Below are 23,389 nucleotides of genomic sequence, written 5' to 3' on the forward strand. Positions count from 1 at the left end.
GCAACTAGGCGTTGAGTCCACGGAGGGACGCGTACCGTGATGAGAGGTGGATCACGACCGGTTTCTCCGGATGTTCCGATTTTTTTCAGATCACGATGGTCTGATGTGTTGACGCCCGAAGACAATGACTGCAAGGGGTCTGCCGAGTCGGCAGGGGCCCGGACAAGGAGCCGTTCCCCATGGCCCTGCGTGTGATCGACTACCCGCGCCGCGGGAAGGCCGGACTGCGGCACTGGCTGCCGTCCTGGCGGCTGGTCGCCAGCACGCTGATCGCGTTCGTCCTGCTGGTGACCGCCGGGGCGTGGGCGGTCTACGCGTCGGTCTCGGTCCCGCCGATGAACGAGTCGGTGACCCAGCAGCACCTGACCGTGGTCGACGACAAGGGCGTGGTGCTCGGCCGGCGCGGCCCGGAGATCCGCCAGGACGTCCCGCTGTCCCAGGTCCCGGTCCCGGTGCAGAACTCCTTCCTGTCCGCCGAGGACCGCAACTTCTGGTCCGACGGCGCCATCTCGGTCACCGGCACGGCCCGCGCCCTGGTCAACGACCTCGGCGGCGGCTCCACGCAGGGTGGCTCCACGATCACCCAGCAGTACGTGAAGAACGCCTACCTCACCGACGAGCGCTCCCTGTCCCGCAAGGTCAAGGAAGCGGTCATCGCGCTGAAGATCTCGGAGAAGCAGCCCAAGTCCGAGATCCTGCAGGGCTACCTGAACACCGTGTACTTCGGCCGCGGCGCCTCCGGGATCCAGATGGGCGCCCGCGCCTGGTTCAGCAAGGACGTCAACCAGCTCAGCGTCGCCGAGGGCGCGGTGATGGCCGCGCTGGTCAACGCCCCGTCGTACTACGAGCTGGCGCCCAAGGACCCCTCGATCATGGCCAAGCTCCAGGCGCGCTGGAACTACGTGCTCGACGGCCTGGTGACCATGGGCAAGCTCAGCCCCGCCGACCGCGCCGCGCAGCAGTTCCCGGCGCTGGCGCCCTGGCCCCGGCCCAGCAGCCAGACCGACAACCAGGACGAGTACCTGGTCGAGGAGGCCATCGGCGAGGCCGAGCAGAAGACCGGCCTGAGCCGCGAGCAGCTGGAGACCGGCGGCTACACGATCTACACCACCTTCGACGCCAAGATGCAGGACGCAGCGGCGGCCGCTGTGGCAGCACAGATCACCAGCCAGCTCAATCCGAGCAAGCGGGCCGTCGACGCCGACGTGCACACCGCGATCTCCACCGTCGTCCCCGGAGACGGCGCGGTCCGCGTCCTGTACGGCGGCGACGACTACTCCAAACAGGCCTTCAACGCCTCCTGGCAGGGCACGCTGTCCCCGGGCTCCTCGTTCAAGACCTTCGCCCTGGCCGCCTACCTGCAGAACGGCGGCACGGTCAACGACACCTTCGACGGCACCTCGCCCTACCACATCCCCAAGTCCGACCAGGTGATCCCGAACGAGGGCGGGACCAGCTACGGCCAGGTCTCGGTGCAGTACGCGCTGAACCAGTCGATCAACACCGTGTTCATCGAGATGGGCCAGCAGATCGGGATGAACAAGGTGGCCGACGCCGCGCGCGCGGCGGGCGTCCCGGTCACCGCGCAGCAGCAGGCGCTGCCGGCGCTGCCGCTGGGCGTGGTGTCGACCAACCCCGAGCAGATGGCCGGCGCCTACGGCACCTTCGCCGCGCACGGCCAGCAGGTCGACCCGTATACGGTGGCCAGCGTCCAGCAGGGCGGCAAGACCATCTACGCCCACCAGAGCCTGGCCAAGCAGGCCTTCACCCCGGCCGTGGCCGACCAGGTGACCAGGGCCCTGCAGAACGTGGTGACCAACGGCTCCGGCGGCGGCGCGCAGCTGGCCGACGGCCGCGACGTGGCCGGCAAGACCGGCACCACCGACCTGCCGGGCGACGGGACCAAGCTGGGCTCGGTCTGGTTCGTCGGCTACACCCCGACGCTGTCGACCGCGGTCGCGATCTGGGGGCAGACCGACGGCGGGGCGCTGACCCCGATCAACGGCATGGCCGGCAAGAACACCGTCGGCGGCGGCGCGGTGGCCGCGCCGCTGTGGGCCGCGTACATGAACCAGGCGGTCGCCGGCTCGCAGGCGCAGTCGTTCACCTTCACCGCGCAGAACAACCAGGCGGCGCCCATGAACCCGGTGAGCCCGACGTCGGGGCCGACCCAGGGCGGCACCGGCGCGACCACGAGCCAGTCCCAGACCAACCAGCCCTCGCCGCCGTCGCCGACCAACACCTACCAGCCGCCGAACACGCCGACGTCGACGACGTCGAGCAGTGGCGGGGGCGGGACGACGTCGGGGCCGGGGAACGGGACGAGTACGACGAGCAGTTCGCAGCAGCCGCCGTCGTCGACGCACAGCCGGCCGACCAAGCCGTCGCCGCCGCCGCATACGACCACCGGGGGCTGAGGCTGCCGGCGCGCACGTGACGAAGGGCCCGCTTCTGCGGGCCCTTCGGTGTTGTCCGTCGTTCTGTGTGCGGCGCGCGGTTCAGTTCGCCGCGGAGGTCGCCTTCTCCGCCTCGGCCGCCTTCTCGGCCTGCATCTGCTCCATCTCGGCCAGCACGTTCTTGCGCTGGCGCTTGCTGAGCCGGTCGATGTAGAGCCGGCCCTCCAGGTGGTCGAACTCGTGCTGCAGGCAGCGGGCGAAGTAGCCGGTGCCCTCCACGGTGATCGGCTCGCCCTTGAGGTCCACGCCGGTCACCCGGGCGTAGTCCGGGCGGGCCAGCTCGTGGTGCGGCCCGGGGACCGACAGGCAGCCCTCGGCGGAGTCGTCGAGCTGGCGCCGGTCGGCGGGCAGCTCGGCCAGCACCGGGTTCACCATGTGGCCGACGTGCTGGACGCCGTCGTCGTCGGCGCAGTCGTAGACGAACACCCGCAGCGGCACGCCGATCTGGTTGGCGGCCAGGCCCACGCCCTCGGCGGCGTACATCGAGGCGAACATGTCGTCCACGAGCGCGGCGAGCTGGTCGTCGAACTCCTCGACCGGGGCACACGGCTGGTGCAGCACCGGGTTGCCGACGATCGTGATGGGCCGGGCGGTGCCGGAATCGGTCTGGCTCATGGCGTTAATCTTACGGGTCGGCTACCCCTCGGGGGTATACTGGACCGGCGCGACGACGAGGAATGGGGAGCGGGCCATGCACGGCTACACCGACCGCAAGGACGACTACAACAAGCGGCTGCGCCGCATCGAGGGCCAGGTCCGCGGCCTGCAGCGGATGGTCGACGAGGACAAGTACTGCATAGACATCCTCACGCAGATCTCCGCGGTCACCAAGGCTCTGCAGTCGGTGGCGCTGGGGCTGCTGGAGGAGCACGTCGCGCACTGCGTGGCCGACGCCCTGGCGACCGGCGGGCCGGAGGCCGACGCCAAGGTCAAGGAGGCGAACGAGGCGATCGCGCGGCTGGTGCGGTCTTAGCGGTTCGCGGCGTGCTCCGCGTTCGCGGCCGTTCATCGGGCGCACCACCCCGTCTCTGCGGCAGACTGGCGGTCATGACGGATCAGGCCGCCGGCACCCCCATCGTCGTCAGCGTCCGCGGGGAGGCGAACGTCGAGGCGGACCCCGAACTGTGCGAGTTCGCGGTCACGGTCACCGCCCGCGACAAGGACCGCCGCACCGCCCTGGAGCAGCTGACCCAGCGCAACAAGGACCTCCTGGACCAGCTCAGGGCCGAGTACGGCGAGGCGCTGGAGAAGCTGGAGACCGGCCGCTTCTCGGTGTACCCGGAATTTCGCAACAAGCGTTCCGACAAGGTCGGCCCGTATCAGGGCTCGGTGCGCGTCCGCATCGTGGTGAAGGACTTCACGGTCCTGGGCGAGATGGTCACCAGGATCGCCGACGCCGAGGGCCGCTCGATCGACGGCCCCTACTGGAGCCTGCGCCGGGAGTCTGAGGTCTACCGCAAGGCGCGCGCGGAGGCGGTCGGCGAGGCGGTCCGCAGGGCGCGCGAGTACGCCGACGCCCTCGGCTCGCAGCTCACCGCGCTGCTGGAGCTGGCCGACACCGGACTGTCGACCGGCGGCGCGCCGGCTCCGCATGGGCGTGCCATGTACGCGATGGCCTCCGCACCCGGCGGCGCGGTCGACGATGGGCTTCCGGCGCTGGACCTGGAGCCGACGCGGCAGAACGTGTACGCGGCGGTGGAGGCGCGGTTCTCGGCGACGCAGCCGGCTGGGTTGTAGGAGCGCCTTCTGGGGTGCCACATCGCCAGGGGGAATGTTCGTTCTCCCTCCCGCGTTTAGTTCGTCATGCGAATCGAGATGTGGGCCGACGTCGCCAACCCCTGGACTTATGTCGCGGCCGAGCGGCTGCGCACGGCGCTGGCCACCGCTGGTGCTGGTGCTGGTGCTGGTGCTGGTGCTGGTGCCGACGCCGACCTCGCCGCCGAGGTCGTCTGGCGTCCCCTGCTGACCGACCCCGCCGATCCCGAGGCCCCGCGCGACGCCCTGCGTCTGCTGCTGCTCGCCGAGGAGCACGGCGGCGTCGAGTTGCAGGGGCGGGTGGCCGCCGAGCTGCTGGCGTCGCATGACGTTCGCGACCGTGCGGAGCTGGCCGCCGTCGCTGAGCGCGCCGGGTTCGTGAACGGCGCCAACCTGCTGTCGTCCGAGACCGCAGGCCATGCCCGCCTGCGCGAGCTGCTCCTGATCGGCAAGGCGCGCGGCATCACCATTTCGCCGACCGTGGCCGTCGGCGAAGCGCTGCTGGAGTTCGCGATGTCGCCGGCGACGATCGGCGAGTTCCTCACCGCTGCCGACGAGCCCGACGCCGCGCGCACGCTGCCGGAGGAGGTCGAGCGTCTGCGCTGGGCCGAGGAGCTGATCGCTCTGTCCGACCCGCTCGGGGCCCTGGTGCTGCTGGACCCGCTGCTGGCCGAGCACGCCCAGGACCCGAACGTCCGTCGAGTCGCCGCCTCGGCGTACTTTGCCTCGGCGCAGCTTGGCCGCGCCCGGCAGGTGTTGGAGGCGATGCTCGCCGACCATCCCGCGGACTCCTACGCGCGGCTGATGCTCGGCCGGACGTTGGAGCGCCAGGGACTCGCCGATGAGGCCAAGACGCATCTGCGGATGGCAGTGGCGATGACGCCCGAGTTCGCCTAACGGGGCGCCCAGCCAGCCAAAGTCTGCGATTTCCGCTCTGCCCCCGCGTATGGCCTATAGCGGAACCCTCCAGAGCCGACACGAAGGGCTTTGGTGCTTCCGTGACCAGGGTGGCCGATCCCAGCACGCGAGGATCAATAGGGAACAGCCCGCTCGCGGGCAGCCAATGCAGACAAGGAGCCGTCGCGTGCCCGGTGCCCGGATCGCCGCCCTCGGCCACAGCCAGCCCGATCGTGTCCTGACCAACGCCGACCTGGCGGAGATGGTCGACACCAGCGACGAATGGATCACCACCCGGGTCGGCGTGCGTACCCGCCGCATCGCCGAACCCGGGCAGACGCTCGACGAGTTCGCGGCCGCGGCCGCCGCCAAGGCCCTGGCCGGGGCCGGGACCGAGGTCGGCGACGTGGACCTGGTCCTGGTCGCCACCAGCACGGCCGGCGCGGCCAGCCCCAACACCGCCGCCCGCGTGGCGGCCCGCCTGGGCATGCGCAGCCCGGCGACCATCGACGTGAACGTGGTCTGCTCCGGCTTCACCCACGCCCTGGCCCTGGCCGACCAGGCCATCCGCTGCGGCCAGGCCCGCACCGCCGTGGTCATCGGCGCGGACTTCATGAGCGCCGTCACCGACTGGACCGACCGCACCACCTGCGTCCTGGTCGGCGACGGCGCCGGCGCGGCGGTCGTGGTGGCCGCCGACGAACCCGGCATCAGCCCGGTGCTGTGGGGCTCGGTCCCCGAACGCAGCCGCGCGGTGGTGATCGAGGGCACCCCCAACCGCTTCACCCAGGAAGGCCAGACCGTCTTCCGCTGGACCACCACCGAACTCCCGGCCATCGCCCGCCAGGTCTGCGACCGCGCCGGCATCGGCCCCGAGGACCTGGCCGGCGTGGTCTTCCACCAGGCGAACCTGCGCATCATCGAGCCCCTGGCGGCCAAGATGGGCGCGGTGAACGCGGTGGTGGCCAAGGACGTGATCGAATCCGGCAACACCTCCGCCGCCTCGATCCCGATCGCCCTGGCGAAGCTGGTCGAGCGGCGGGAGATCCCGGCGGGGGCGCCGGTGCTGCTGTTCGGGTTCGGGGGGAACCTGTCTTACGCGGGACAGGTGGTGGTTTGCCCGTAGGGAGTCTTCGCGACTTCTTCAAGGGTGATCAGTGGGTGGGCTGGAACTGCCAGCTGGTGCGTTCGTCGAGGACGAGGAAGGGTACTGATCTGGCTCACGGCCGCGAAGCCGCGAGGCCTCACAACCGCCGCCCGCCCATCTCCGTCCCGTCCGGCAACTGCATCTGCGCGCCGAGCCACGTCGCGAACTCGGCCTCGCCGAACGCCGCCCAATCCGGCGTCTCCAGCACCTGCGCCGCGCCGATGCGCCGGGCCAGTGCGGTCACGGCGGCACCCGCGGGCGCCCGCGCCGCGTCGTAGCGGGCGGCGAGCTCGTCGAGGTCGGTGGTAGTGCGCCACAGGTCCAGCAGGCTCGCGGCGTCCTGCATGGCCTTCACCGTTCCGGCCGCGGCGTGCGGGCGGCTGACCGCGCCGGCGTCGCCGAGGAGCAGCATGCGGCTTTTGGCGAAGGCGGGTGCTGCGAAGTCGTAGATCGGCTGGATGAACACGTTCTCGCGTGCCGTCTTGCGGATCGCCGCTGCCCACGCCGCGGGCAGTTCGCGGGTCAGCAGGCTGTCCATGAAGTCCAGTACGGCATGCGAGACCGCGCCGGGCGGGATGCTCGTGGCCGTGTTCAGATTCCCGGTCAGCTCCGGCGGGACCGCCGAGTACAGCACCCAGTTGAAGTGCCGGCGGCCGTCGTCCGCGGGGATCGGATACGCGACCAGGTGCCCGTGGTTGAAGCCGACCGTGAAGAATGAGTCCTGTGGCAGCCCCTTGAGTTCGCCGAAGTCCGACAGCCCGCGCCAGCACAGGTAGCCCGCGTAGTCCGGCACCACGCCCGGGAACATCGCCTCGCGCACCACCGAGCGGTAGCCGTCGGCGCCCAGAAGCAGATCGAAGTGCTCGACACTCCCATCCGCCACCGTGACTGAAGCCCCGGCACCGGCCCCGGACTCACACGCGGCGACCGACACCACCCGCGCATCACCCCGGAACTCCACCCGCCCCGGCAGCCGCCCACGCAGCGACCGGTACAGATGCCCCCAGTTGTACGCGTTGAACGGAAACGGCTGCCGCCAGATCCGCTTCCCGAGCCCCGAATCCCCGCCCCCGTCGGCGGAGACGCCATCGCGCGTGAACCAGTCCCGCGAATGCCCCGGCGTGGCCGGCAACGAAGCGTCCAGGAACCCGGCCTCGACCAGCTCCGCGAACCGCTCGTGCTGAATCCCGATCCCGGCCCCGCGGTCCCGCAACTCGCCGCCCGAACGCTCGAACACGACGACCGTCGCCTCCGGCGCCGCCCGCGCCGCGGCCAGCGCCCCCGCGCACCCGGCGATGCTCCCGCCGACGACGCCGACGCGGACAGCACCTACCGTGCCCACCATCGCAGAACCCCCGTTAGCACAACCGCGTCGGCAGAACGCGTAGCAGAACCCTGTTGGCCGCCCACACCAACCTTAGTCCGGCCTCAGTCCGGCAGAGTCGCCAACTCCTCGATCTCCACGTTCGCCAAAGCGGTGCCGTCCACCTGCACCCGCCGCAGGTACCACTTCTGGATCGGCGCGTGCGTCGTGGAAGCCAGCTGCCATGCCCCGCGCGGGCTGTCGATCCGCCCCAGCGCGCCGATCGCGGCGTTGATCGCCTCGGCGCCAGCCTTCGGTCCGGCCTGGCCGATCGCCTGGTCGAGCAGTGCCGCCGCGTCGTAGCCGGTCAGGGCGTACACGCTGGGTTCCTGGCCGTCGTGGCCGGCCGCCCACGCCGAGACGAAGGTGCGGTTGGCGGCGGTGTCGACGTCGGGGGAGTAGTCCAGGACCGAGGTGATGTCGGTGGCCGCCGCGCCCTCCAGCTTCAGCAGCGGTCCGTCGGTGACCAGGCCGACCGCGTACAGCGGGATGTCCTTCACCGCCGAGCGCGCGTACTGCTGGACGAAGCGCACCGCCTCGTCGCCGGTGAACGCGCAGTACACGGCCTTGGCGCCGGACTCCTTGATCGCCTGCAGATACGGCGAGAAGTCGGTGGTCTCGCCGGACGGTGAGAACGACGTGGCCGGGGTGAACGTCGCCTGGCCCCCGGTGTTGGCCAGCTTCCCGCCGAGCGCGGAGTAGGAGTCGGTGAAGCCGCGGACCTGCTCCCAGTCGCCGGGGTAGTTGCCGCCGATCGCGAAGACCGGGGATTTGACGTGGTTGTATATGAAAGGTGCGATAGCCGCGCCGGGTTCGGTGGACAGGAACGCCACGTTCCACACGTAGCTGATGTCCGTCAGGTCCGGCCGGGCAACGACGCCGACCAGCGGCACGTGCGCCGCGTCGGCCAGCGGCGCCACGCTCTCATAGCCCGCGTAGTCGATCGGGCCGACGACCGCCTGCACGCCGTGCGCCAGCATCGTCTGCATCGTCGTCGCGGTGGCCGAGGGGGTCGGGCCCTCGTTGGAGATCGTCAGCCCCGCCGGGCGTCCGCCGAGCCGGCCGCCGTGCTGGCTGACGTAGAGCTGGAACCCGTCGCGGGCGTCGGTGCCGGCCGTGCCGTCGGTGCCGGAGGTGTCCAGCAGCAGCCCGATCGGGATCGGTGTCGCGCTGGCCGCCCGCTCCCCGGGGTCGCCGTAGGCCAGGCCGCCGCCGTAGTCGCCGCCGAATGCGCAGCCCGACGCGGCGGCCGTGGCCGCGGCCAGCAGCAGCGCGGCGGAGGCCCGCCGGTGGTGCGGTGTGCGGCGGCGGGGCCGGTTGGTTCCGCCAGCTCCGCCGGTTACGCCGGTTCCCGAGGAGACGGCCCCGGTCTCGGCCGCGGCTCCCGTCTCGGCTCCGGCAGCGGCTCCGGCTCCGGCTCCGGCTCCGCTCCCGTCCCCAACCCCGGCACCGGCTGGCAGCGCCATCAGTTCATCCGGTCGTCGGGCGGCAGGTCGTCCCGCATCCGCTGCTGGGTGATCGCGTGCTCCAGCAGCGTCACCAGGACCCCCTTGGCGGAGTCGCGCCGCCGGGCGTCGCAGATCAGCAGCGGCGTGTGGTCCTCCAGGGCCAGCGCCTGGCGCAGTTCCTCGTGCCCGTACACCTGCGCGCCGTCGAACTGGTTCACCGCGATCACGTGCGGGATCCGGCGGTCCTCGAAGAAGTCGATGACCGCGAAGGCGTCGCCCAGGCGCCGCACGTCGGCCAGCACCACCGCGCCGAGCGCGCCGCGGGAGAGCTCCTCCCAGAAGAACCAGAAGCGCTCCTGGCCCGGCGTGCCGAACAGGTACAGGATCAGGTCCTCGGCGATGGTGATGCGGCCGAAGTCCATGGCCACCGTGGTGCTGCTCTTGGCCGGGATCAGGTGCACGTCGTCCACGCCCAGGCCCGCCTGGGTCATCTCGGCCTCGGTGGTCAGCGGCTGGATCTCGGAGACCGCGCCGACCAGCGTGGTCTTCCCGACGCCGAAGCCGCCGGCCACGACGATCTTCGCGGCGATCGTGGGAGCCGTCATCCGCGGGCCCCCGGGAGGTTGCCGTGCGAGAGCATCCGGGCCCGCGCGGTGGGCGTCAGGGAATCCCCGACCTGGTTGATCAGCTCGGCCATGGCGTAGGTGACCTGCCCGATGTCGCACTCGCGCTCGGCGTAGACCAGCAGCGAGGCGCCGTCGCTGACGGCCATGGAGAACAGGAACCCGTTGCCGAGCTCGGTCAGGTTGCTGCGCACCGGCTCGGAGTCCAGCAGCAGCGCGGCCCCGGCCAGCAGGCTGACCAGGCCCGCGGCCACCGCCGCGAGCTGCTCGCCCTGCTCCTCGCCCAGATCCCGGGACGTGGCCACCACGATGCCGTCGGCCGAGACCGCCAGCGCGTGCCGGACCCCGGGCGTGCCGTGGGCGAAGTCGTTGAGCAGCCAGTCGAGGCTGCCGTGCAGATCAGGTGCGGGTGCAGGTTCGTTCATGGGGCGTTTCCCGTGGGGCTAGAGGACGGGGTGAGGGTACTGCGTCACTTCTGTTTCGGCCCGGTGCGGCCGGAGAGCCCGCGCGCGTAGGCGGCCATGGTGGCCGCGACGTGCTCGGGGTCCCGGTCGATACGGGCCTTCTTGACGGCGGGCTCGGGGTGGCAGCCGGGCTCGCCGGGTGGTGCGGTTCCTGGGGTTTCTGGAGCGTCCGCGGTCGCCGGCTTCGCCGGCGCCGGGTTGCGTCGCGCCTTGGCCGGCAGCTGTGCTTTCGGTCGGCGGACGGGCAGCCCGTTGAGCGTCGTGGTCGCGGCGACGGCGGCAGCCGGAACAGCACCCTGCGATTCCGTGACGCCGCCAACCATACCGTTCATGCCGTTCATGCCGTTCACGCCGACCCCGGCCGGCTGCTCGGCCTCCTCGGGGAAGGGCAGCTCGGGCCAGTCGGCCGCGTCGGCCTCATCGGACTCGGCGGGCTGTGCGGCCGGCATACCGCCCGCGGCCTTGCCGGCCATGCCGTTGATCCGGGTGAGCATGCTCGACGCGGCGTGCGCGCTCCCGTTCGCAGTACCCTGACCCGCCTCCGCCGCGATCACCGCCAGCGGCAGCCCGATCTCGGCGACCGTGCCGCCGCCGGGCCGGGCCCGCAGCTGCACCTCGATGCCGTACCAGGCGGCCAGGTGCGCGACCACGGTCAGGCCCATCGCCCGCACCGTCTCGCTGTCCACCTGGCGCGGCGCGGCCAGCTGGGTGTTCAGCTCGGCACGCCGGGCCGGGGTCATGCCCAGGCCCCGGTCGGCGATCTGGATGATCACCCGGTCGGTCATCCGGTGGCCCTCGACGCCCACCCGGCTGTCCGGCGCGGAGAAGGAGGTCGCGTTGTCCAAAAGCTCGGCGCACAGGTGCACCAGGTGGTCCACGGCGTGCGGCGCGACCAGGATCGTGGTGTCGATGCTCTCCAGGTCCACGCGCGTGTAGCGCTCGACGCGCCCCAGCGCCGCGCGGACCACGTCCAGCAGCGTCACCGCGCGCTCGCGCACCCGCGCCGAGCCCTCGCCGCCGAGCACCAGCAGGCTCTCGTTGTTGCGCGCCATGCGCGCGGCCAGGTGGTCCAGCACGAACAGCCGGGCCAGCCGGTCCGGGTCCTGCTCGGAGCGCTCGGCGCGGTCCAGCTCGCTGGTCAGCGCGCCGGTCAGGCGCTCGCCGCGGCGGGCCAGCGCCACGAAGGTGGCGCCCACGCCGGCGCGCAGCAGCACCTGCTCGGCGGCGGTGCGCAGGGCCTCGCGGTGCACCGAGTTGAAGGCCCGGGCCACCGCGGCCAGCTCGTCCTTGGGATCCGCGGCGTTCAGCGCGTCGCCGCGGCCGGAGCCCAGCGGCAGCGCTTCGCCGGCCTGGTCGGCGAACTCCTCGGGGGTGAGGCCGGTCAGCGATTCGGTGGCGCGCAGCTGCTCGACCGCGGCGGGCAGGTGCTCGGAGGCCACGGCGTGCGCGGCGTCCCGCAGCTGTCGCAGGCCCCTGATCATCGGCCGGCCCAGCCGCAGGCTGATCATCACCACCAGCAGCGCGGTGCCGGCCACCGCGGCGGCCTCGATCTCGGCGACGAGCTCGGCCCGGTCGCGCAGCTGGGCCACGGCGGACATGGTGGCCATGTCCATGTCCTCGCGGACCCCGTCCAGCGCGGCGCGCCGGGCGCTCATCGTCTCGACCCACAGGTTCCGGTCCAGCGCCAGGACATCGCCGGGCCCCAGGCGGGATATCTGGTCCTCGTACTGCTGCGCGGTCAGGATGTCCGTGCTGGTCATCGCCTGGTCCGGGCGCTCGCTCCAGCCGGAGGGGGCCTGGGTGTCGAAGGCCTCCATCGCGTCGTCGTAGGACTGCCGGTCGTGCGCGATCGCCGAGACCGCGGCCGGGGTCAGCGCCAGCCCGGTCGCCGAGCGCAGCACGTCCGACTCCTCCTGGCCGGTCGCCTCAGAGGCCTGATACAGCAGGCCGGCGGCCTGGATCCGGGCCGCGATCTGCTGCGGCGCGCTGCCCGCGCCGATCACCGTGTCGCGCAGCTGGGCCAGGTCGGCGATGGCGATGCGGTACTGGAAGGTCACCGTGGACAGCGCCGGGGCCGACTGAGCCTTGATCTGCGAGCGCAGCGTGTCCAGCTGTTCCAGGTCCTGATCGATGCGCGAGAGCAGGACGCGGGTGTCCGGCGAGATCCGCAGCATCGACTTGACCTGCTGCCGGTAGGCGGCCAGCGCGGCGTCGGTCTGCGCTATCCGGTTCTCCACGTCCGGAGTGATCCCGGTGGGCCTGGTGGTGAGCAGCAACGCCATCGTGGTGCGCTCGTCCTGTAACCGACCCAGCAGCTTCCCGGCGGCGTCCGAGGTGTGCATCAGGGACCACAGCCGGTCGCTGCGCCAGGCCTCGCCGGCGGACGCGGTCAGCGCCACGGCGCCGAAGCCGGACACCGCGGCGAGCGGGACGGCGACCAGGACGCCGAGCCTGCGCGTGATCCTCAAAACGGCCCCTCGCGACAAGGCTGACAGAGAAGGCTGACAGAGAGTGGACGGACTGTGTGAAAGCCGTGTGGTGCAGGTGATGCCAGGGAAGGTGGGCCTCATCCAACCGGGACCTGGGGACCTGAGTCAAGCCTCGAATAGCGTGGACGGTTCCCTTAGGTGGTCGTGAGGGTAAATTCACTGGCTGGTCACGGGGTCGCCGATTACCGTTGCGATCATGCGCCACCTCCCCGAGCCGGACCCCGGCATACCCGACACGCGATCGGCGTCCCGGTACTTGATCTGGCTTGTACGGATGCAGTGGACGTCGATGACGCTGGGTGCTTTCTGGGGCGTCGTATGGATGGTGAGCCAGGCGTTGATGCCCGCCGCGATCGGCAAGACCATCGACGCCGGCGTCACCGCCAGGGACACCGCCGAGCTTTGGCGATGGTCCGCGGTGGTGTTCGGATTGGGCTGTCTGACCGGGATCGCCGGGATCCTTCGGCACCGGTGCGCGGTCACGAACTGGCTCACCGCCGCCTACCGCACCGTGCAGCTCACCGCGCGCCAGGCCACTGAGCTCGGCGCCACCCTTCCCGGCCGCATCGCCACCGGCGACGTGGTGGCCATCGGTACCGCCGACACGTCCAGCATCGGCGGCACGATGGACGTCAGCGCCCGCTTCGCCGGCGCGGTGGTGTCCATCGTGCTGGTCTCGGTGCTGCTGCTGAGTACCGAGGTGCGCATCGGGCTGACCGTGCTGATCGGCGTGCCGCTGATCATGGCCCTGGTCGGGCCGCTGCTCAAGCCGATGCACCGCCGCCAGAGCGAGGTGCGCGCCCTGCAGGGCCAGTTGACCGGACGCGCCAACGACATCGTCGCCGGTCTTCGGGTGCTGCGCGGCATCGGCGGGGAGCCGGAGTTCGCCGAGCGCTACCGCGAGCAGTCCCAGCGGCTGCGGTTCGCCGGAGTGCGCGTGGCGCGCGTGGAATCGGTGCTGGAATCGGCGCAGGTGCTGCTGCCGGGTCTGTTCGTGGTCGGCGTGACCTGGCTTGCGGCGCGGCTGGCGGTGTCGCACGAGATCACCACCGGGCAGCTGGTCGCGTTCTACGGCTACGCGGCGTTCCTGGTGCTGCCGCTGCGTACCATCACCGAGGCCTGGGGCAAGCTGCTGCGGGCGCACGTGGCGGCGACCAAGGTGGTCAGGGTGCTGGCGCTGAGCCATCCGCTGGCCGACCCCGCCGGTGCCGCCGCGGACACCACGGACACCGGCGCGGTCGCGGACATCGAGGGCACCGGTGCGATCGTCGACGAGCACTCCGGCTTGCAGCTCAAGCCCGGTTCGTTCACGGCGGTGGCCGCCGCGGACCCGGCCGAGGCGATAGAGCTCGCCGACCGGCTGGGCCGCTACTCCGCCGCCGAGGGGGTCACGCTGGACGGCGTGCCGCTGGAGGCGCTGCCGCTGCCCCGGCTGCGCGAGCGGGTGCTGGTCGCCGACAACGACGCGCGGCTGTTCGCCGGGCGGCTGGCCGACGGGCTGGCCGGGCCCGGCGCGCACGGTGATGGCGGGGAAATCACCTCCGCCCTGCACACCGCCGCCGCCGAGGACATCATCGAGGCCTTGCCCGCCGGCCTGGACACCGCGGTCACCGAACGCGGCCGCTCCTTCTCCGGCGGCCAGCAGCAACGGCTCCGTCTGGCCAGAGCCCTGCTCGCGGACCCCGAAGTGCTGCTGCTCGTCGAGCCCACCAGCGCCGTGGACGCGCACACCGAGGCCCGCATCGCCGACCGGCTGGCCCGGGCCCGCACCGGCCGCACCACCGTGGTGTTCACCACCAGCCCGCTGATGCTCGACCGGGCCGAGCGCGTGGTGTTCCTGGCCGGCGGCCGCGCCGCCGCCGAGGGCCGGCACCGCGAGCTGCTGGCGACCGTGCCCGCCTACCGGGCCACCGTGACCAGGGAAGAGGACTGAGATGGCCGCGACGCCGCCCAATCCGCCGAGTCCGCCGGCCGACTCTGCCTCCGGCCGCGAGGCCCTGCCGGTCGCGACCTATCCCGAGGTCCGCCAGTACGCCGCGCAGATCGCCCGCAGCCGCGGCCGCGACCTGGTCCTGACCGTCGGGCTGTTCGCGCTGGCGGCGGTCGCCGGCCTGTTCGGCCCGCGGCTGCTCGGCGCGCTGATCGACGACGTCCAGCACGGCACCACCGCCGGCCACGTCGACACCATCGTCGGCCTGATCGCGCTGTTCCTGGTCGTGCAGACCGTGCTGACCCGCTACGCCAAGCTCGCCGCCGGCAAGTTCGGCGAGGGTGTGCTGGCCGAACTGCGCGAGAACTTCGTCGCCCGGGTCCTGGAGCTGCCGCTGTCGGTGGTGGAACGGGCCGGCAGCGGCGACCTGCTCTCCCGCTCCTCGCGCGACGTGGACATGCTGAGCATGGCCGCGCGCTACGCCGTGCCCACCACCCTGGTCGCCATCGTCACGGTCCTGCTCACCATGGGCGCCCTGGCCCTGGTGAGCCCGTGGGCGGTGCTGCCGCTGCTGGTCATCGTGCCCCCGATCGCGGTGGTGTTCCGCTGGTACATGAAGCGCGCGCCGGAGGGCTACCTGGCCGAGAGCGCCCGCTACGCCGACCTCACCGACGGCCTGGCCGAGACCGTCGACGGCGCGCGCACCGTCGAGGCCCTGGGCCTGCAACGGCACCGGATCCGCCGCACCGACGAGGACATCAGCCGCCAGTTCGCCGCCGAGCGCTACACCCTGCGGCTGCGCTGCGTGTTCTGGCCGACCACAGAGTCCTGCTACATCGTCCCGGTCGCCCTGACCCTGCTGTTCGGCGGCCTGGGCTACGTGCACGGCTGGTTCACCCTCGGCCAGGTGACGGCGGCCACCCTCTACATGCAGCAGATCATGGGCCCGATCGACGACATGCTCGCCTGGGCCGACCAGCTCCAGGTCGGCGGCGCCTCGCTGGCCCGCCTGCTCGGCGTGGCCGGCGTCCCGGCCGACCGCCGGGCCTCCGGCGAACAGCCCGACGGCGAGGACCTGCGCGCCACCGACGTCCGCTACTCCTACATCCCCGGCCGCGAGGTCCTGCACGGCGTGGACCTGTCCCTGCGCGCCGGCGAACGCCTGGCCATGGTCGGCCCCTCCGGCGCCGGCAAGTCCACCCTGGGCCGCCTCCTGGCCGGCATCCACGGCCCCACCGTCGGCTCGGTCGCGGTCGGCGGCGTCCCGCTGGTGGAGCTCCCGCTGGGCGACCTGCGCGGCCAGGTGGCCCTGGTGAACCAGGAACACCACGTCTTCAACGGAACGGTGCGCGAGAACGTGGTCCTGCCGCGTCCGCAGGCCTCCGAGGAGCAGGTCCGCGACGCCCTGTCCGCCGTCGACGCGCTGAGCTGGGTCGAAGCCCTGCCCCAGGGGATGCGGACGGCGATCGGCGCCGAGGGCCACACGCTGTCCCCGGCCCAGGCGCAGCAGCTGGCACTGGCCCGCCTGGTCCTGGCCGATCCGCACACCCTGGTGCTTGACGAGGCGACCTCGCTGATCGACCCGCGCGCGGCCCGGCACCTGGAGCGTTCACTGGCCGCGGTGCTCGAAGGCCGCACGGTCATCGCGATCGCGCACCGGCTGCACACGGCGCATGATGCCGATCGCGTCGCGGTGGTCGAGGACGGCGTGATCGCCGAGCTCGGGAGCCACGAGGATCTGGTGGCGACCGGCGGAGCTTACGCAGGGCTCTGGGATTCATGGCACGGACGCGGTGCGGCGGAGCAAGGCCCGAGTCAGGGGCCTGGGAATTTCGTGAGTCCTTCGACTCCATAGCGTTCCCAACCCGTGTCAGACGCGCGCCACACTCGATCTCATGACATCGGGGCCGGTACAGCCGCTACAGCCGGTGCAGACCGGGAGACGCCCGGGCGAGATGCGCGGGGGAGTACTCGCCGCGGTGCTCGCTGTGTTGTTCGCGGGTCCGGTGGTCGGATTCGTGTGGATCAACGCGACCGCCGGCGCGAAATGTTCGCCCGCTCAGGCGAAGGCCGCCACAGACCTCTACAACCTCGTCTCCGCGCCCGTGACCTCGAAAACGACCGACTCGGGACCGGGAACCTGCGAATTCGGCGAGGCGAACCCCGGCGAACAGGAAGCGCAGTTCGACGGCCCGATCACCGAGACCGCCCTGCTGGCGGCCTACCGTCAGCACGCGTCCGAGGTCGGCTGGCGTGAGCGCGCGGAGGTCGCAGGCTCGCATTTCCTGTCCTTCGACGCCGCCCTGGCCGACGGAATGCCGGTCACGATCGACGTATGGACCGACGAGAAGGTGGTTGGCGGCGTCATCCCGAGTTTCACCGTGCAGGGGAACATCTTAGGCACCTTCATGAACCCCGACTTCGACGGCAACAGCTAAAGCCCGCGCGCCATTGCCGAGGAAGTCGGTACTGTCGACGAACTGATCGATCGCCCCGGTCGGTGGCAGGGCTCGAACATTCCTGTCGGCGACCTGCTCCATCAGTGCACGCACAAACCGGTCCGCCCCGATGACCTGGAAGGGCCGCTCGAAGAACAACCGCGTACCCGGATCGAGTCGCTCGGTGAGCCCAAGCCGGTTGTGCTGCTCGGCGACAAGCTCATAGACCTGCCCCAGATGCCGCTCGCGCGCCTTCCAGTCCGTGGCAGCCAGCGCGGCGGTCATGTGCGGCGTGAGTGCCTCGGCCGCATCGCACCGCGCGAACGCCGACCCCAGCCACTTGCTGTACGGCGGATACCGCCGCTCCATCACCATCACCAGCCGCATCACGTCCCGGACCAGCCGTGCGCACACCACCGCCGACCCGAGCTCGTCCCCGACCTCCCCGCAGCGCCCGACGAAAGCCTCCTCCTGCGAGATGCGCTTCCACTGGCACGCCAATACGTACAGCCACACATCGCGCGGATACCACGCCAGCCGCTCGCGATCGGCCGTCAGCTGCCCGAGCCCGTCATGGAACACCGCCCCCGCCGTGACCTCCAGCAGCCGCTGCGTCGGCGTGGCCAGCCAGTCGGTGGTCGTGACTCCACTGGACGGAGTGAACCCCAGCGCCCCGGTGAGCCAGTCGTCGACGCCCACGACGTCGAGCAAGTGCGTCGGGTAGCCGAGAAACATCCTCGGAAGCTGATATTCGAAGGCTGACGCCAGCCGCTCGCGATGCCGCGCCACGTCATCGGCCGCCAGGAACAGCTGCAGCCGCGGCCCCCAATCGTGATCCGTCGAGCGCGCCGTGTCGAACCCCAGCACCTCCGACCCGGGGCCCAGGCGGGCCGCCGCATGGGGCAGACCGGGCAGTTCGGCTTCCAGGATCGGCAGCACCGCCTCGACGTAGAACCGCCGCGACAACTCCAGGCCGGGCACGAATTCGGCAGTCACCATGCCCGAAGCCTGCCGCGAAGATCGCCGGGGCGCGAGCGGGTTTTCAGGCCGCCTTTCAGGCCCGCGCGAACGTCCGCCGATACGCCTGCGGCGACACGCCCACTGAGGCCCGCAGATGCTGCCGCATCGACGTCGCCGTCCCGAACCCCGCCTTCTCCGCGACCCGGTCGATCGGCAGGTCCGTGGCCTCCAGCAGGTGCCGCGCCAGATCCACCCGCTGCGACGTGAGCCACTGCCCGGGGCTCTGCCCGGTCTCGGTCCGGAACTGCCGAGTGAACGTCCTGATACTCATCCGCGCTTGACCCGCCATGTCCTGCAGCGTCAACGGCTCGTGCAGCCGCTCCAACGCCCAGGCGCGCGCCGGACCGGTCCCGGTGGCCGCCGGCGCGGGGACCGGGCGCTCGATGTACTGCGCCTGCCCGCCGTCGCGCGAGGGCGGGACCACGCAGGCGCGCGCCGCGGCGTTGGCCACCGAGCTGCCGTGGTCGGTGCGGATGATGTGCAGGCACAGGTCGATGGCGGCGGCCACGCCCGCGGAGGTGAGGATGTCGCCGTCGTCGATGAACAGCACGTTCGGGTCCACGGACAGCGTGGGGAACAGCTCCTCCATCCGGTCGGCCTGGTGCCAGTGCGTGGTGACCTTGCGGCCCTCGAGCATGCCGGCGGCGGCGAAGACATACGCGCCGGTGCACAGCGCCACCTTGCGGGCGCCGGGTCGGATCCGGGCCAGCGCCTCGGCCAGTTCCGGCGCCGGGGGAGCGCCGTCGGCGAGCTCCTCCACGATCGGGTAGGCCGGCGGCACGATCACCGTGTCCGCGGTGGCCAGCGCCTCGGCGCCGTGCTCGACGTACAGCGAGTAGTCCTCGGTGGTGGTGACCGGGCCGGCGGTGATCCCGCAGGTCACGACCTCGTACAGGGGCTCCAGGTCCGGCCCCGGCGCCGCGCCGAACAGCCGTGCCGGGATGCCCAGGTCGAAGGGGATCACGCCGTCGAGCGCCAGGACCACGACGCGGTGCCGCGGACGCTCGGGACGCTCGGGACGCTCCGGGTCGGCGTCGAGCGGTGTCGTGCGGTCGGTGCGGCAGGGACCGGTGAGCTGAGCCATGGCCCGATTCTTTCACATGTTGGCCATCGGGCCACTGTCGAGCACCCGGTCCGGTCCGCGACCGTGGAGTCATGAACGAAGACACGACTATGCGAGCGATCGTCGCCACCGAGCCCGGCCCGGCGAGCGTCCTGAAGGAGACCCGGGTCCCCAAGCCCCAGCCCGGAGGCACCGAGATCCTGGTCCGGGTGCACGCCGCGGCCATCAACCCGGCCGACTGGAAGACCCGTGCCGGCGGCGGCTGGGCCGGCCGGAGCGACGTCACCGACCAGGGCCCGATCCTGGGTTGGGACGTCTCCGGCGTGGTGGAGTCGGTCGGCCGCGGCGTGACCCGGTTCCAGCCCGGCGACGAGGTCTTCGGCATGCCCCTGTTCCCGGGCTTCCCCGGCGGCTACAGCGAGTACGTCGCCGCGCCGTCCCGCCAGTTCGCCGCCAAGCCCGCGGGCCTGACCCACGTCCAGGCCGCCGCCCTCCCGCTGGCCTCGCTCACCGCCTACCAGGCCCTGCACGACTTCGCGAAGGTCCGCCCCGGCCAGAAGGTCCTGATCCACGCCGCGGCCGGCGGCGTCGGCCACCTCGCGGTGCAGATCGCCAAGGCCCTGGGCGCCCAGGTCGTCGGCACCGCCAGCGCCGCCAAGCACGACTTCCTGCGCGGGCTCGGCGCCGACGAGGTGATCGACTACCGCGAGGTGGACTTCGCCGAGACCGTCACCGGCGTCGACGTCGTCATCGACGCCATCGGCGGGGACTACTACGACCGCTCCCTGCGCACCATGAACCCCGGCGGCACGTTCGTGGCCCTGAGCTACGACGTCAACGCCGAGATGAAGGCGCGCGCCGCCGAGCGCGACATCGTGGCCGACTTCATGCTGGTCGAGCCGGACCTCGGCGGCATGACCGCGATCGCCGCGCTGGTGGCCGAGGGCCGGCTGCGTCCGGTGATCGAGGCGGAGCTGCCGATGGCCGAGGCGGCCAAGGCGCACGAGCTGGGGGAGACGAACCGGGCCTCCGGCAAGATCGTGCTGACCGTCGTGGAGGACTGATCGAGGGCTGATCGCCTGCTCACAGCTCACATGCGCGCGCCCCGGGTCTCCCCCGAGAGACCCGGGGCGCGCTGGTGTGCGCGAACCCCTTCGCACATCGCCGATGACCAGCGGCCGGCAGACGCGCCCCGAGCATCGGTGCACCCCTTTACCCAGATCACGCGCAAGTAACTCCTGCGATCAAGGATTGAGTCCGAAGGATTTTCTTCGTTAGACTGGCCGTACGTAAGTTCTTCCACAACACGTCTGATGATCGGATCATGCGTTCCGTCATCCCGACCCCGGCGAGGTGACACATGCGGCAGCACACGGGAATCCTGCGAGTCCTGTTCGACGAGGCTCATAGCGAGGCCTGGACCATCGATCCGGCCCGAGCCCTGGCCATGAACCCGGTGAACCCGGCCGACGCCGGCTACACGCATGCCGCCGACCTGCTGCGCGTGCGCGGCTACAGCGTCGCCGCGCACCTGGACGGGGCGTTCACCCCCGAGTCGCTGTCCGGCTCCGACGTGCTGGTGATCGCGCACCCGGCCGATCCGGCGCGCGAGCGCACCACGGGCGTCGGGACCCCGGTCCTCACCCCGGCCGAGCTGGACGTGCTCCAGGCCTACGTGGCCGCCGGCGGCGGTCTGGTGCTGCTGGCCGACTCCGAGCAGGACAACGGCTCCAACCTGGCCGCGCTGCTGGGCCGCTTCGGCGTGGGCATGGACCACTTCACCGTGCAGGACGCCACCCGCCGCCACCAGGGCAACGCCCGCTGGGTGCTGGCCGAGCGCGCCGCGCTGCCAGAGAGCCGCCTGGAGCCCGAGGACGTGCTGGCCGGCGTCGCCGAGGCCTGCTTCTACCGCTCCGGGACCCTGTTCACCGCCGAGGGCGCGGACATCATCCCGCTGCTGAACTCCTCGCCCACCGCCGACCCGGCCGACCGGCCGCTGGCCGTGGGCGTGCGCTTCGGCAAGGGCCGGGTCGCGGTGTTCGCCGACTCCGACATGTTCGGCGACGACTCGATCGCCGACTACGACCACCGCGCGCTCTGGATCAACGCCGTCACCTGGGCCTCGCGCCGGCCCAAGCACGCGGGCGCGGACGCCGAGCCGCACCCGGTCGCCTCCTCGGCCGCGTTCGGCGATCTGTTGGCGGCCATCGAGGAGCTGCGGCCGCTGCAGTCCAAGGACGGCTCGATCGACTTCGAGACCGAGGGCAACGACCGCCCGAAGGCCGAAGCCCTGGCCGAGCGCATCGGCGCCGCCGTGCAGGCCCTGGCGCCGGACTTCCCGCACGACGTCGACTACCTCGACGCGTTCGGCAAGGACCTGCGCCGCTGGGCCGAGGACGGCTTCGGGGTGCCGGACTTCCTGGACTCGCTGAACGCCTTCCACCCCGCTGCCCAGCGCGAGGACGGCCGCGAGCACCTCGTGGTGTTCCCGATGTACACCCAGAACGGCAACCTGGACCGCAACTTCGAGGCGCTGATCATCCGCACCGTGTGGCCGGACTGGATCGCCGAGCTGGAGCGGGACAAGTACCCGAACCCGCAGTTCGTGCCGATCGAGTTCGTCGCCGCCGACGCCTTCACCGCCGGCTACGACACCAACAGCGCGGTGCTGTTCCCCGAGACCGTCGCCGTCCGCGAGACGCCGGTGTTCACCTGGGGCGCGATCATGCAGGACCGGGAGGCCGCGCGCTTCCGCATGGTCACCTCGGCCGCCGCGGCGACCCTGAAGATGTCGCTGCCGCCGGACGCCGCGCGGCTGCTGGAGGACCAGCGGCTGACGCAGGAGGTGTTCGTGCTCTGGGACCTGGTCCACGACCGCACGCACAGCCACGGCGACCTGCCGTTCGACCCCTTCATGATCAAGCAGCGGATGCCCTACTTCCTGTACTCGCTGGAAGAGCTGCGCTGCGACCTGACCACCTTCCGGGCCGCGGTGGGCATGGAGCGCGAGGGCGGCGCCGGCGCCTCGCACGCGCGCCTGGTCCAGTACACGATCCTGTTCGACCGCCTGTTCCGCTTCCCGATCACCGGCGGCCGGGTCCGCAACTACGACGGCCTGGGCGGCCAGCTGCTGTTCGCGTACCTGCACCGGCACGGTCTGATCAACTGGACCGACAACCGGCTGGCCGTGGACTGGTCCCGCATCGCCGACGCGGTGATCGAGCTGGCCACCGAGGTGGAGACGCTGTACCGGGACGGCATCGACCGGCCCAAGCCCGCGCACTGGATGGCCGCCTACCAGCTGGTCGCCGGCTACGTCGCGCCGAACCCGAACTCGGTCTGGGCCAAGGGCCCGTCCGCGCTGCCGCTGGACGGCCCGCCCAAGGGCCTGGTGGACGCGGTGCTGCCGGACGAGTTCCCGCTGTCGATGTTCTACGAGGCCCTGAACAAGAAGCTGAAGCCGGTCATCGAGGCGACTCGGGGCGTCACCGGCTGAGGCGGCCGGGCCGCAATATCCTGACCCGCGTATCGCCGCACCGTCGATATCGATGAGGAGACTTCCAGCAATGAGCCTGAACACCGAGTCCGTGGTCGTGGTGGCCGGCGCCGGCGGCGGGGCCGGCGGGGCGGTCATCCGCGCGCTGACCGCGTCCGGCGCGACCGTGATCGGCGTCGACACCACCACCGAGAACGCCGAGCGCGGCGCCGCCCTGGCCGTCGAGCCGGGCCGGGCCGTGGCCGCCGCGGTGGACCTGCTCGACGCGGACGCCACCAAGGCCTTCGCCGAGGACCTGCTGAAGGAGCACGGCCGGGTGGACGGCGTGATCCACCTGGTCGGCGGCTGGCGCGGTTCGAAGACCTTCGGCGAAACAAAGCTGGAGGACTGGGCGCTGCTGCACAAGCTGCTGATCCAGACCACGCAGAACACCTCGCTGGCCTTCCACCAGGCCCTGGACGCCTCCGGCGACGGCCGCTTCGTGCTGATCTCGGCGACCGCCGCCTCCGCACCGACCGCGGGCAACGCCGCCTACGGCGCGGCCAAGGCCGCCGCCGAGGCCTGGACGCTGGCCCTGGCCGACGGCTTCAAGAAGGACGGCGACAACGCCGCCGCGGTCGTGCTGGTCGTCAAGGCGCTGCTGACCGACGCCATGAAGGAGGCCAAGCCGGAGGGCAAGTTCCCCGGCTACACGCACGTGGACGACCTGGCCGCCGAGATCGTGAAGCTGTTCGGGCTCCCGGCCGCCGAGGTGAACGGGACCCGCGTGCGCCTGGCGCCCTGAGCCGTCCCGACCCCGA

General features: G+C 71.7%; 19 protein-coding genes. 11 read left to right on the top strand and 8 right to left on the bottom strand.

What is annotated here, in order from left to right:
- Nucleotides 1-179: 179 nt before the first annotated feature.
- Nucleotides 180-2,417, top strand: coding sequence for a transglycosylase domain-containing protein (locus ABIA35_RS38905; RefSeq protein WP_370361261.1), 2,238 nt, complete (start codon nucleotides 180-182; stop codon nucleotides 2,415-2,417).
- A gap of 81 nt (nucleotides 2,418-2,498) precedes the next feature.
- Here ABIA35_RS38905 and def read toward each other — a convergent pair whose 3' ends face one another.
- Nucleotides 2,499-3,071, bottom strand: a complete 573-nt coding sequence (gene def, locus ABIA35_RS38910; protein WP_370345133.1) for a peptide deformylase — start codon at nucleotides 3,069-3,071, stop codon at nucleotides 2,499-2,501.
- A 76-nt stretch (nucleotides 3,072-3,147) separates the two neighbouring features.
- Here def and ABIA35_RS38915 point away from each other — a divergent pair, with 76 nt between their 5' ends.
- From ABIA35_RS38915 to ABIA35_RS38930, 4 genes are all read left to right on the top strand, one after another.
- Complete coding sequence (locus ABIA35_RS38915; protein ID WP_370345134.1) at nucleotides 3,148-3,429, top strand: metal-sensitive transcriptional regulator; 282 nt, start codon at nucleotides 3,148-3,150, stop codon at nucleotides 3,427-3,429.
- A gap of 74 nt (nucleotides 3,430-3,503) precedes the next feature.
- Nucleotides 3,504-4,193, top strand: coding sequence for an SIMPL domain-containing protein (locus ABIA35_RS38920; RefSeq protein WP_370345135.1), 690 nt, complete (start codon nucleotides 3,504-3,506; stop codon nucleotides 4,191-4,193).
- Nucleotides 4,194-4,259: 66 nt separating this feature from the next.
- Nucleotides 4,260-5,108, top strand: a complete 849-nt coding sequence (locus tag ABIA35_RS38925) for a tetratricopeptide repeat protein (RefSeq protein WP_370361262.1) — start codon at nucleotides 4,260-4,262, stop codon at nucleotides 5,106-5,108.
- Between the two features lie 187 nt (nucleotides 5,109-5,295).
- Nucleotides 5,296-6,234 carry a beta-ketoacyl-ACP synthase 3 gene (locus ABIA35_RS38930; RefSeq protein ID WP_370361263.1) on the top strand — a complete coding sequence of 313 codons (939 nt, stop codon included), beginning with the start codon at nucleotides 5,296-5,298 and terminating at the stop codon, nucleotides 6,232-6,234.
- Between the two features lie 118 nt (nucleotides 6,235-6,352).
- Here ABIA35_RS38930 and ABIA35_RS38935 read toward each other — a convergent pair whose 3' ends face one another.
- The 5 genes from ABIA35_RS38935 to ABIA35_RS38955 form a co-directional block, all read right to left on the bottom strand.
- Complete coding sequence (locus ABIA35_RS38935; protein ID WP_370361264.1) at nucleotides 6,353-7,600, bottom strand: monooxygenase; 1,248 nt, start codon at nucleotides 7,598-7,600, stop codon at nucleotides 6,353-6,355.
- Nucleotides 7,601-7,683: 83 nt separating this feature from the next.
- Nucleotides 7,684-9,084 carry an ABC transporter substrate-binding protein gene (locus tag ABIA35_RS38940; RefSeq protein WP_370361265.1) on the bottom strand — a complete coding sequence of 467 codons (1,401 nt, stop codon included), beginning with the start codon at nucleotides 9,082-9,084 and terminating at the stop codon, nucleotides 7,684-7,686.
- Nucleotides 9,084-9,671, bottom strand: coding sequence for an ATP/GTP-binding protein (locus ABIA35_RS38945; RefSeq protein ID WP_370345140.1), 588 nt, complete (start codon nucleotides 9,669-9,671; stop codon nucleotides 9,084-9,086). Before ABIA35_RS38945 ends, ABIA35_RS38940 begins: the two co-directional genes overlap by 1 nt.
- Nucleotides 9,668-10,114, bottom strand: a complete 447-nt coding sequence (locus ABIA35_RS38950; RefSeq protein WP_370345141.1) for a roadblock/LC7 domain-containing protein — start codon at nucleotides 10,112-10,114, stop codon at nucleotides 9,668-9,670. The genes ABIA35_RS38945 and ABIA35_RS38950 overlap by 4 nt, the downstream gene beginning before the upstream one ends.
- Nucleotides 10,115-10,158: 44 nt before the next feature.
- On the bottom strand, nucleotides 10,159-12,621 hold the full coding sequence (locus ABIA35_RS38955; RefSeq protein WP_370361266.1) for a nitrate- and nitrite sensing domain-containing protein: 2,463 nt from the start codon (nucleotides 12,619-12,621) through the stop codon (nucleotides 10,159-10,161).
- Nucleotides 12,622-12,838: 217 nt separating this feature from the next.
- Between ABIA35_RS38955 and ABIA35_RS38960 the strand changes: the two genes are divergently transcribed.
- The 3 genes from ABIA35_RS38960 to ABIA35_RS38970 all read left to right on the top strand — a co-directional run bounded on the left by ABIA35_RS38960 (nucleotide 12,839) and on the right by ABIA35_RS38970 (nucleotide 17,010).
- Entirely contained in the window at nucleotides 12,839-14,575 is a 1,737-nt protein-coding gene (locus tag ABIA35_RS38960; protein ID WP_370361267.1) for an ABC transporter transmembrane domain-containing protein, read from the top strand.
- Between the two features lies 1 nt (nucleotide 14,576).
- Nucleotides 14,577-16,427: an ABC transporter ATP-binding protein gene (locus ABIA35_RS38965; protein WP_370361268.1), complete on the top strand. Its 1,851-nt coding sequence runs from the start codon at nucleotides 14,577-14,579 to the stop codon at nucleotides 16,425-16,427.
- A 163-nt stretch (nucleotides 16,428-16,590) separates the two neighbouring features.
- Entirely contained in the window at nucleotides 16,591-17,010 is a 420-nt protein-coding gene (locus ABIA35_RS38970) for a hypothetical protein (RefSeq protein WP_370361269.1), read from the top strand.
- Here ABIA35_RS38970 and ABIA35_RS38975 read toward each other — a convergent pair.
- Both ABIA35_RS38975 and ABIA35_RS38980 read right to left on the bottom strand, forming a co-directional pair.
- On the bottom strand, nucleotides 16,969-18,009 hold the full coding sequence (locus ABIA35_RS38975; RefSeq protein ID WP_370345146.1) for a DUF4037 domain-containing protein: 1,041 nt from the start codon (nucleotides 18,007-18,009) through the stop codon (nucleotides 16,969-16,971). The two genes, ABIA35_RS38970 and ABIA35_RS38975, sit on opposite strands and share 42 nt — an antisense overlap.
- Nucleotides 18,010-18,064: 55 nt before the next feature.
- Nucleotides 18,065-19,114, bottom strand: coding sequence for a GlxA family transcriptional regulator (locus tag ABIA35_RS38980; protein WP_370361270.1), 1,050 nt, complete (start codon nucleotides 19,112-19,114; stop codon nucleotides 18,065-18,067).
- A 71-nt stretch (nucleotides 19,115-19,185) separates the two neighbouring features.
- Here ABIA35_RS38980 and ABIA35_RS38985 point away from each other — a divergent pair, with 71 nt between their 5' ends.
- The 3 genes from ABIA35_RS38985 (at nucleotide 19,186) to ABIA35_RS38995 (ending at nucleotide 23,373) form a co-directional block, all read left to right on the top strand.
- The gene (locus ABIA35_RS38985; protein ID WP_370361271.1) at nucleotides 19,186-20,157 is read left to right on the top strand and encodes an NADP-dependent oxidoreductase; all 972 of its coding nucleotides are present in this window, start codon (nucleotides 19,186-19,188) and stop codon (nucleotides 20,155-20,157) included.
- A 296-nt stretch (nucleotides 20,158-20,453) separates the two neighbouring features.
- Nucleotides 20,454-22,589 carry a DUF6421 family protein gene (locus ABIA35_RS38990; protein WP_370361272.1) on the top strand — a complete coding sequence of 712 codons (2,136 nt, stop codon included), beginning with the start codon at nucleotides 20,454-20,456 and terminating at the stop codon, nucleotides 22,587-22,589.
- Between the two features lie 70 nt (nucleotides 22,590-22,659).
- Nucleotides 22,660-23,373: an SDR family NAD(P)-dependent oxidoreductase gene (locus tag ABIA35_RS38995; RefSeq protein WP_370345150.1), complete on the top strand. Its 714-nt coding sequence runs from the start codon at nucleotides 22,660-22,662 to the stop codon at nucleotides 23,371-23,373.
- Nucleotides 23,374-23,389: the final 16 nt, after the last annotated feature.

It is taken from the genome of Catenulispora sp. MAP12-49, from assembly GCF_041262705.1.
Taxonomy (GTDB): domain Bacteria; phylum Actinomycetota; class Actinomycetes; order Streptomycetales; family Catenulisporaceae; genus Catenulispora.

Bases quoted from the DNA above. Each gene is read 5' to 3' on its own strand.
- ABIA35_RS38905 (WP_370361261.1), top strand. From the start codon at position 180: ATGGCCCTGCGTGTGATCGACTACCCGCGCCGCGGGAAGGCCGGACTG.
- def (WP_370345133.1), bottom strand. From the start codon at position 3,071: ATGAGCCAGACCGATTCCGGCACCGCCCGGCCCATCACGATCGTCGGC.
- ABIA35_RS38915 (WP_370345134.1), top strand. From the start codon at position 3,148: ATGCACGGCTACACCGACCGCAAGGACGACTACAACAAGCGGCTGCGC.
- ABIA35_RS38920 (WP_370345135.1), top strand. From the start codon at position 3,504: ATGACGGATCAGGCCGCCGGCACCCCCATCGTCGTCAGCGTCCGCGGG.
- ABIA35_RS38925 (WP_370361262.1), top strand. From the start codon at position 4,260: ATGCGAATCGAGATGTGGGCCGACGTCGCCAACCCCTGGACTTATGTC.
- ABIA35_RS38935 (WP_370361264.1), bottom strand. From the start codon at position 7,600: ATGGTGGGCACGGTAGGTGCTGTCCGCGTCGGCGTCGTCGGCGGGAGC.
- ABIA35_RS38940 (WP_370361265.1), bottom strand. From the start codon at position 9,084: ATGGCGCTGCCAGCCGGTGCCGGGGTTGGGGACGGGAGCGGAGCCGGA.
- ABIA35_RS38945 (WP_370345140.1), bottom strand. From the start codon at position 9,671: ATGACGGCTCCCACGATCGCCGCGAAGATCGTCGTGGCCGGCGGCTTC.
- ABIA35_RS38950 (WP_370345141.1), bottom strand. From the start codon at position 10,114: ATGAACGAACCTGCACCCGCACCTGATCTGCACGGCAGCCTCGACTGG.
- ABIA35_RS38960 (WP_370361267.1), top strand. From the start codon at position 12,839: ATGCGCCACCTCCCCGAGCCGGACCCCGGCATACCCGACACGCGATCG.
- ABIA35_RS38965 (WP_370361268.1), top strand. From the start codon at position 14,577: ATGGCCGCGACGCCGCCCAATCCGCCGAGTCCGCCGGCCGACTCTGCC.
- ABIA35_RS38975 (WP_370345146.1), bottom strand. From the start codon at position 18,009: ATGGTGACTGCCGAATTCGTGCCCGGCCTGGAGTTGTCGCGGCGGTTC.
- ABIA35_RS38980 (WP_370361270.1), bottom strand. From the start codon at position 19,114: ATGGCTCAGCTCACCGGTCCCTGCCGCACCGACCGCACGACACCGCTC.
- ABIA35_RS38985 (WP_370361271.1), top strand. From the start codon at position 19,186: ATGAACGAAGACACGACTATGCGAGCGATCGTCGCCACCGAGCCCGGC.
- ABIA35_RS38990 (WP_370361272.1), top strand. From the start codon at position 20,454: ATGCGGCAGCACACGGGAATCCTGCGAGTCCTGTTCGACGAGGCTCAT.
- ABIA35_RS38995 (WP_370345150.1), top strand. From the start codon at position 22,660: ATGAGCCTGAACACCGAGTCCGTGGTCGTGGTGGCCGGCGCCGGCGGC.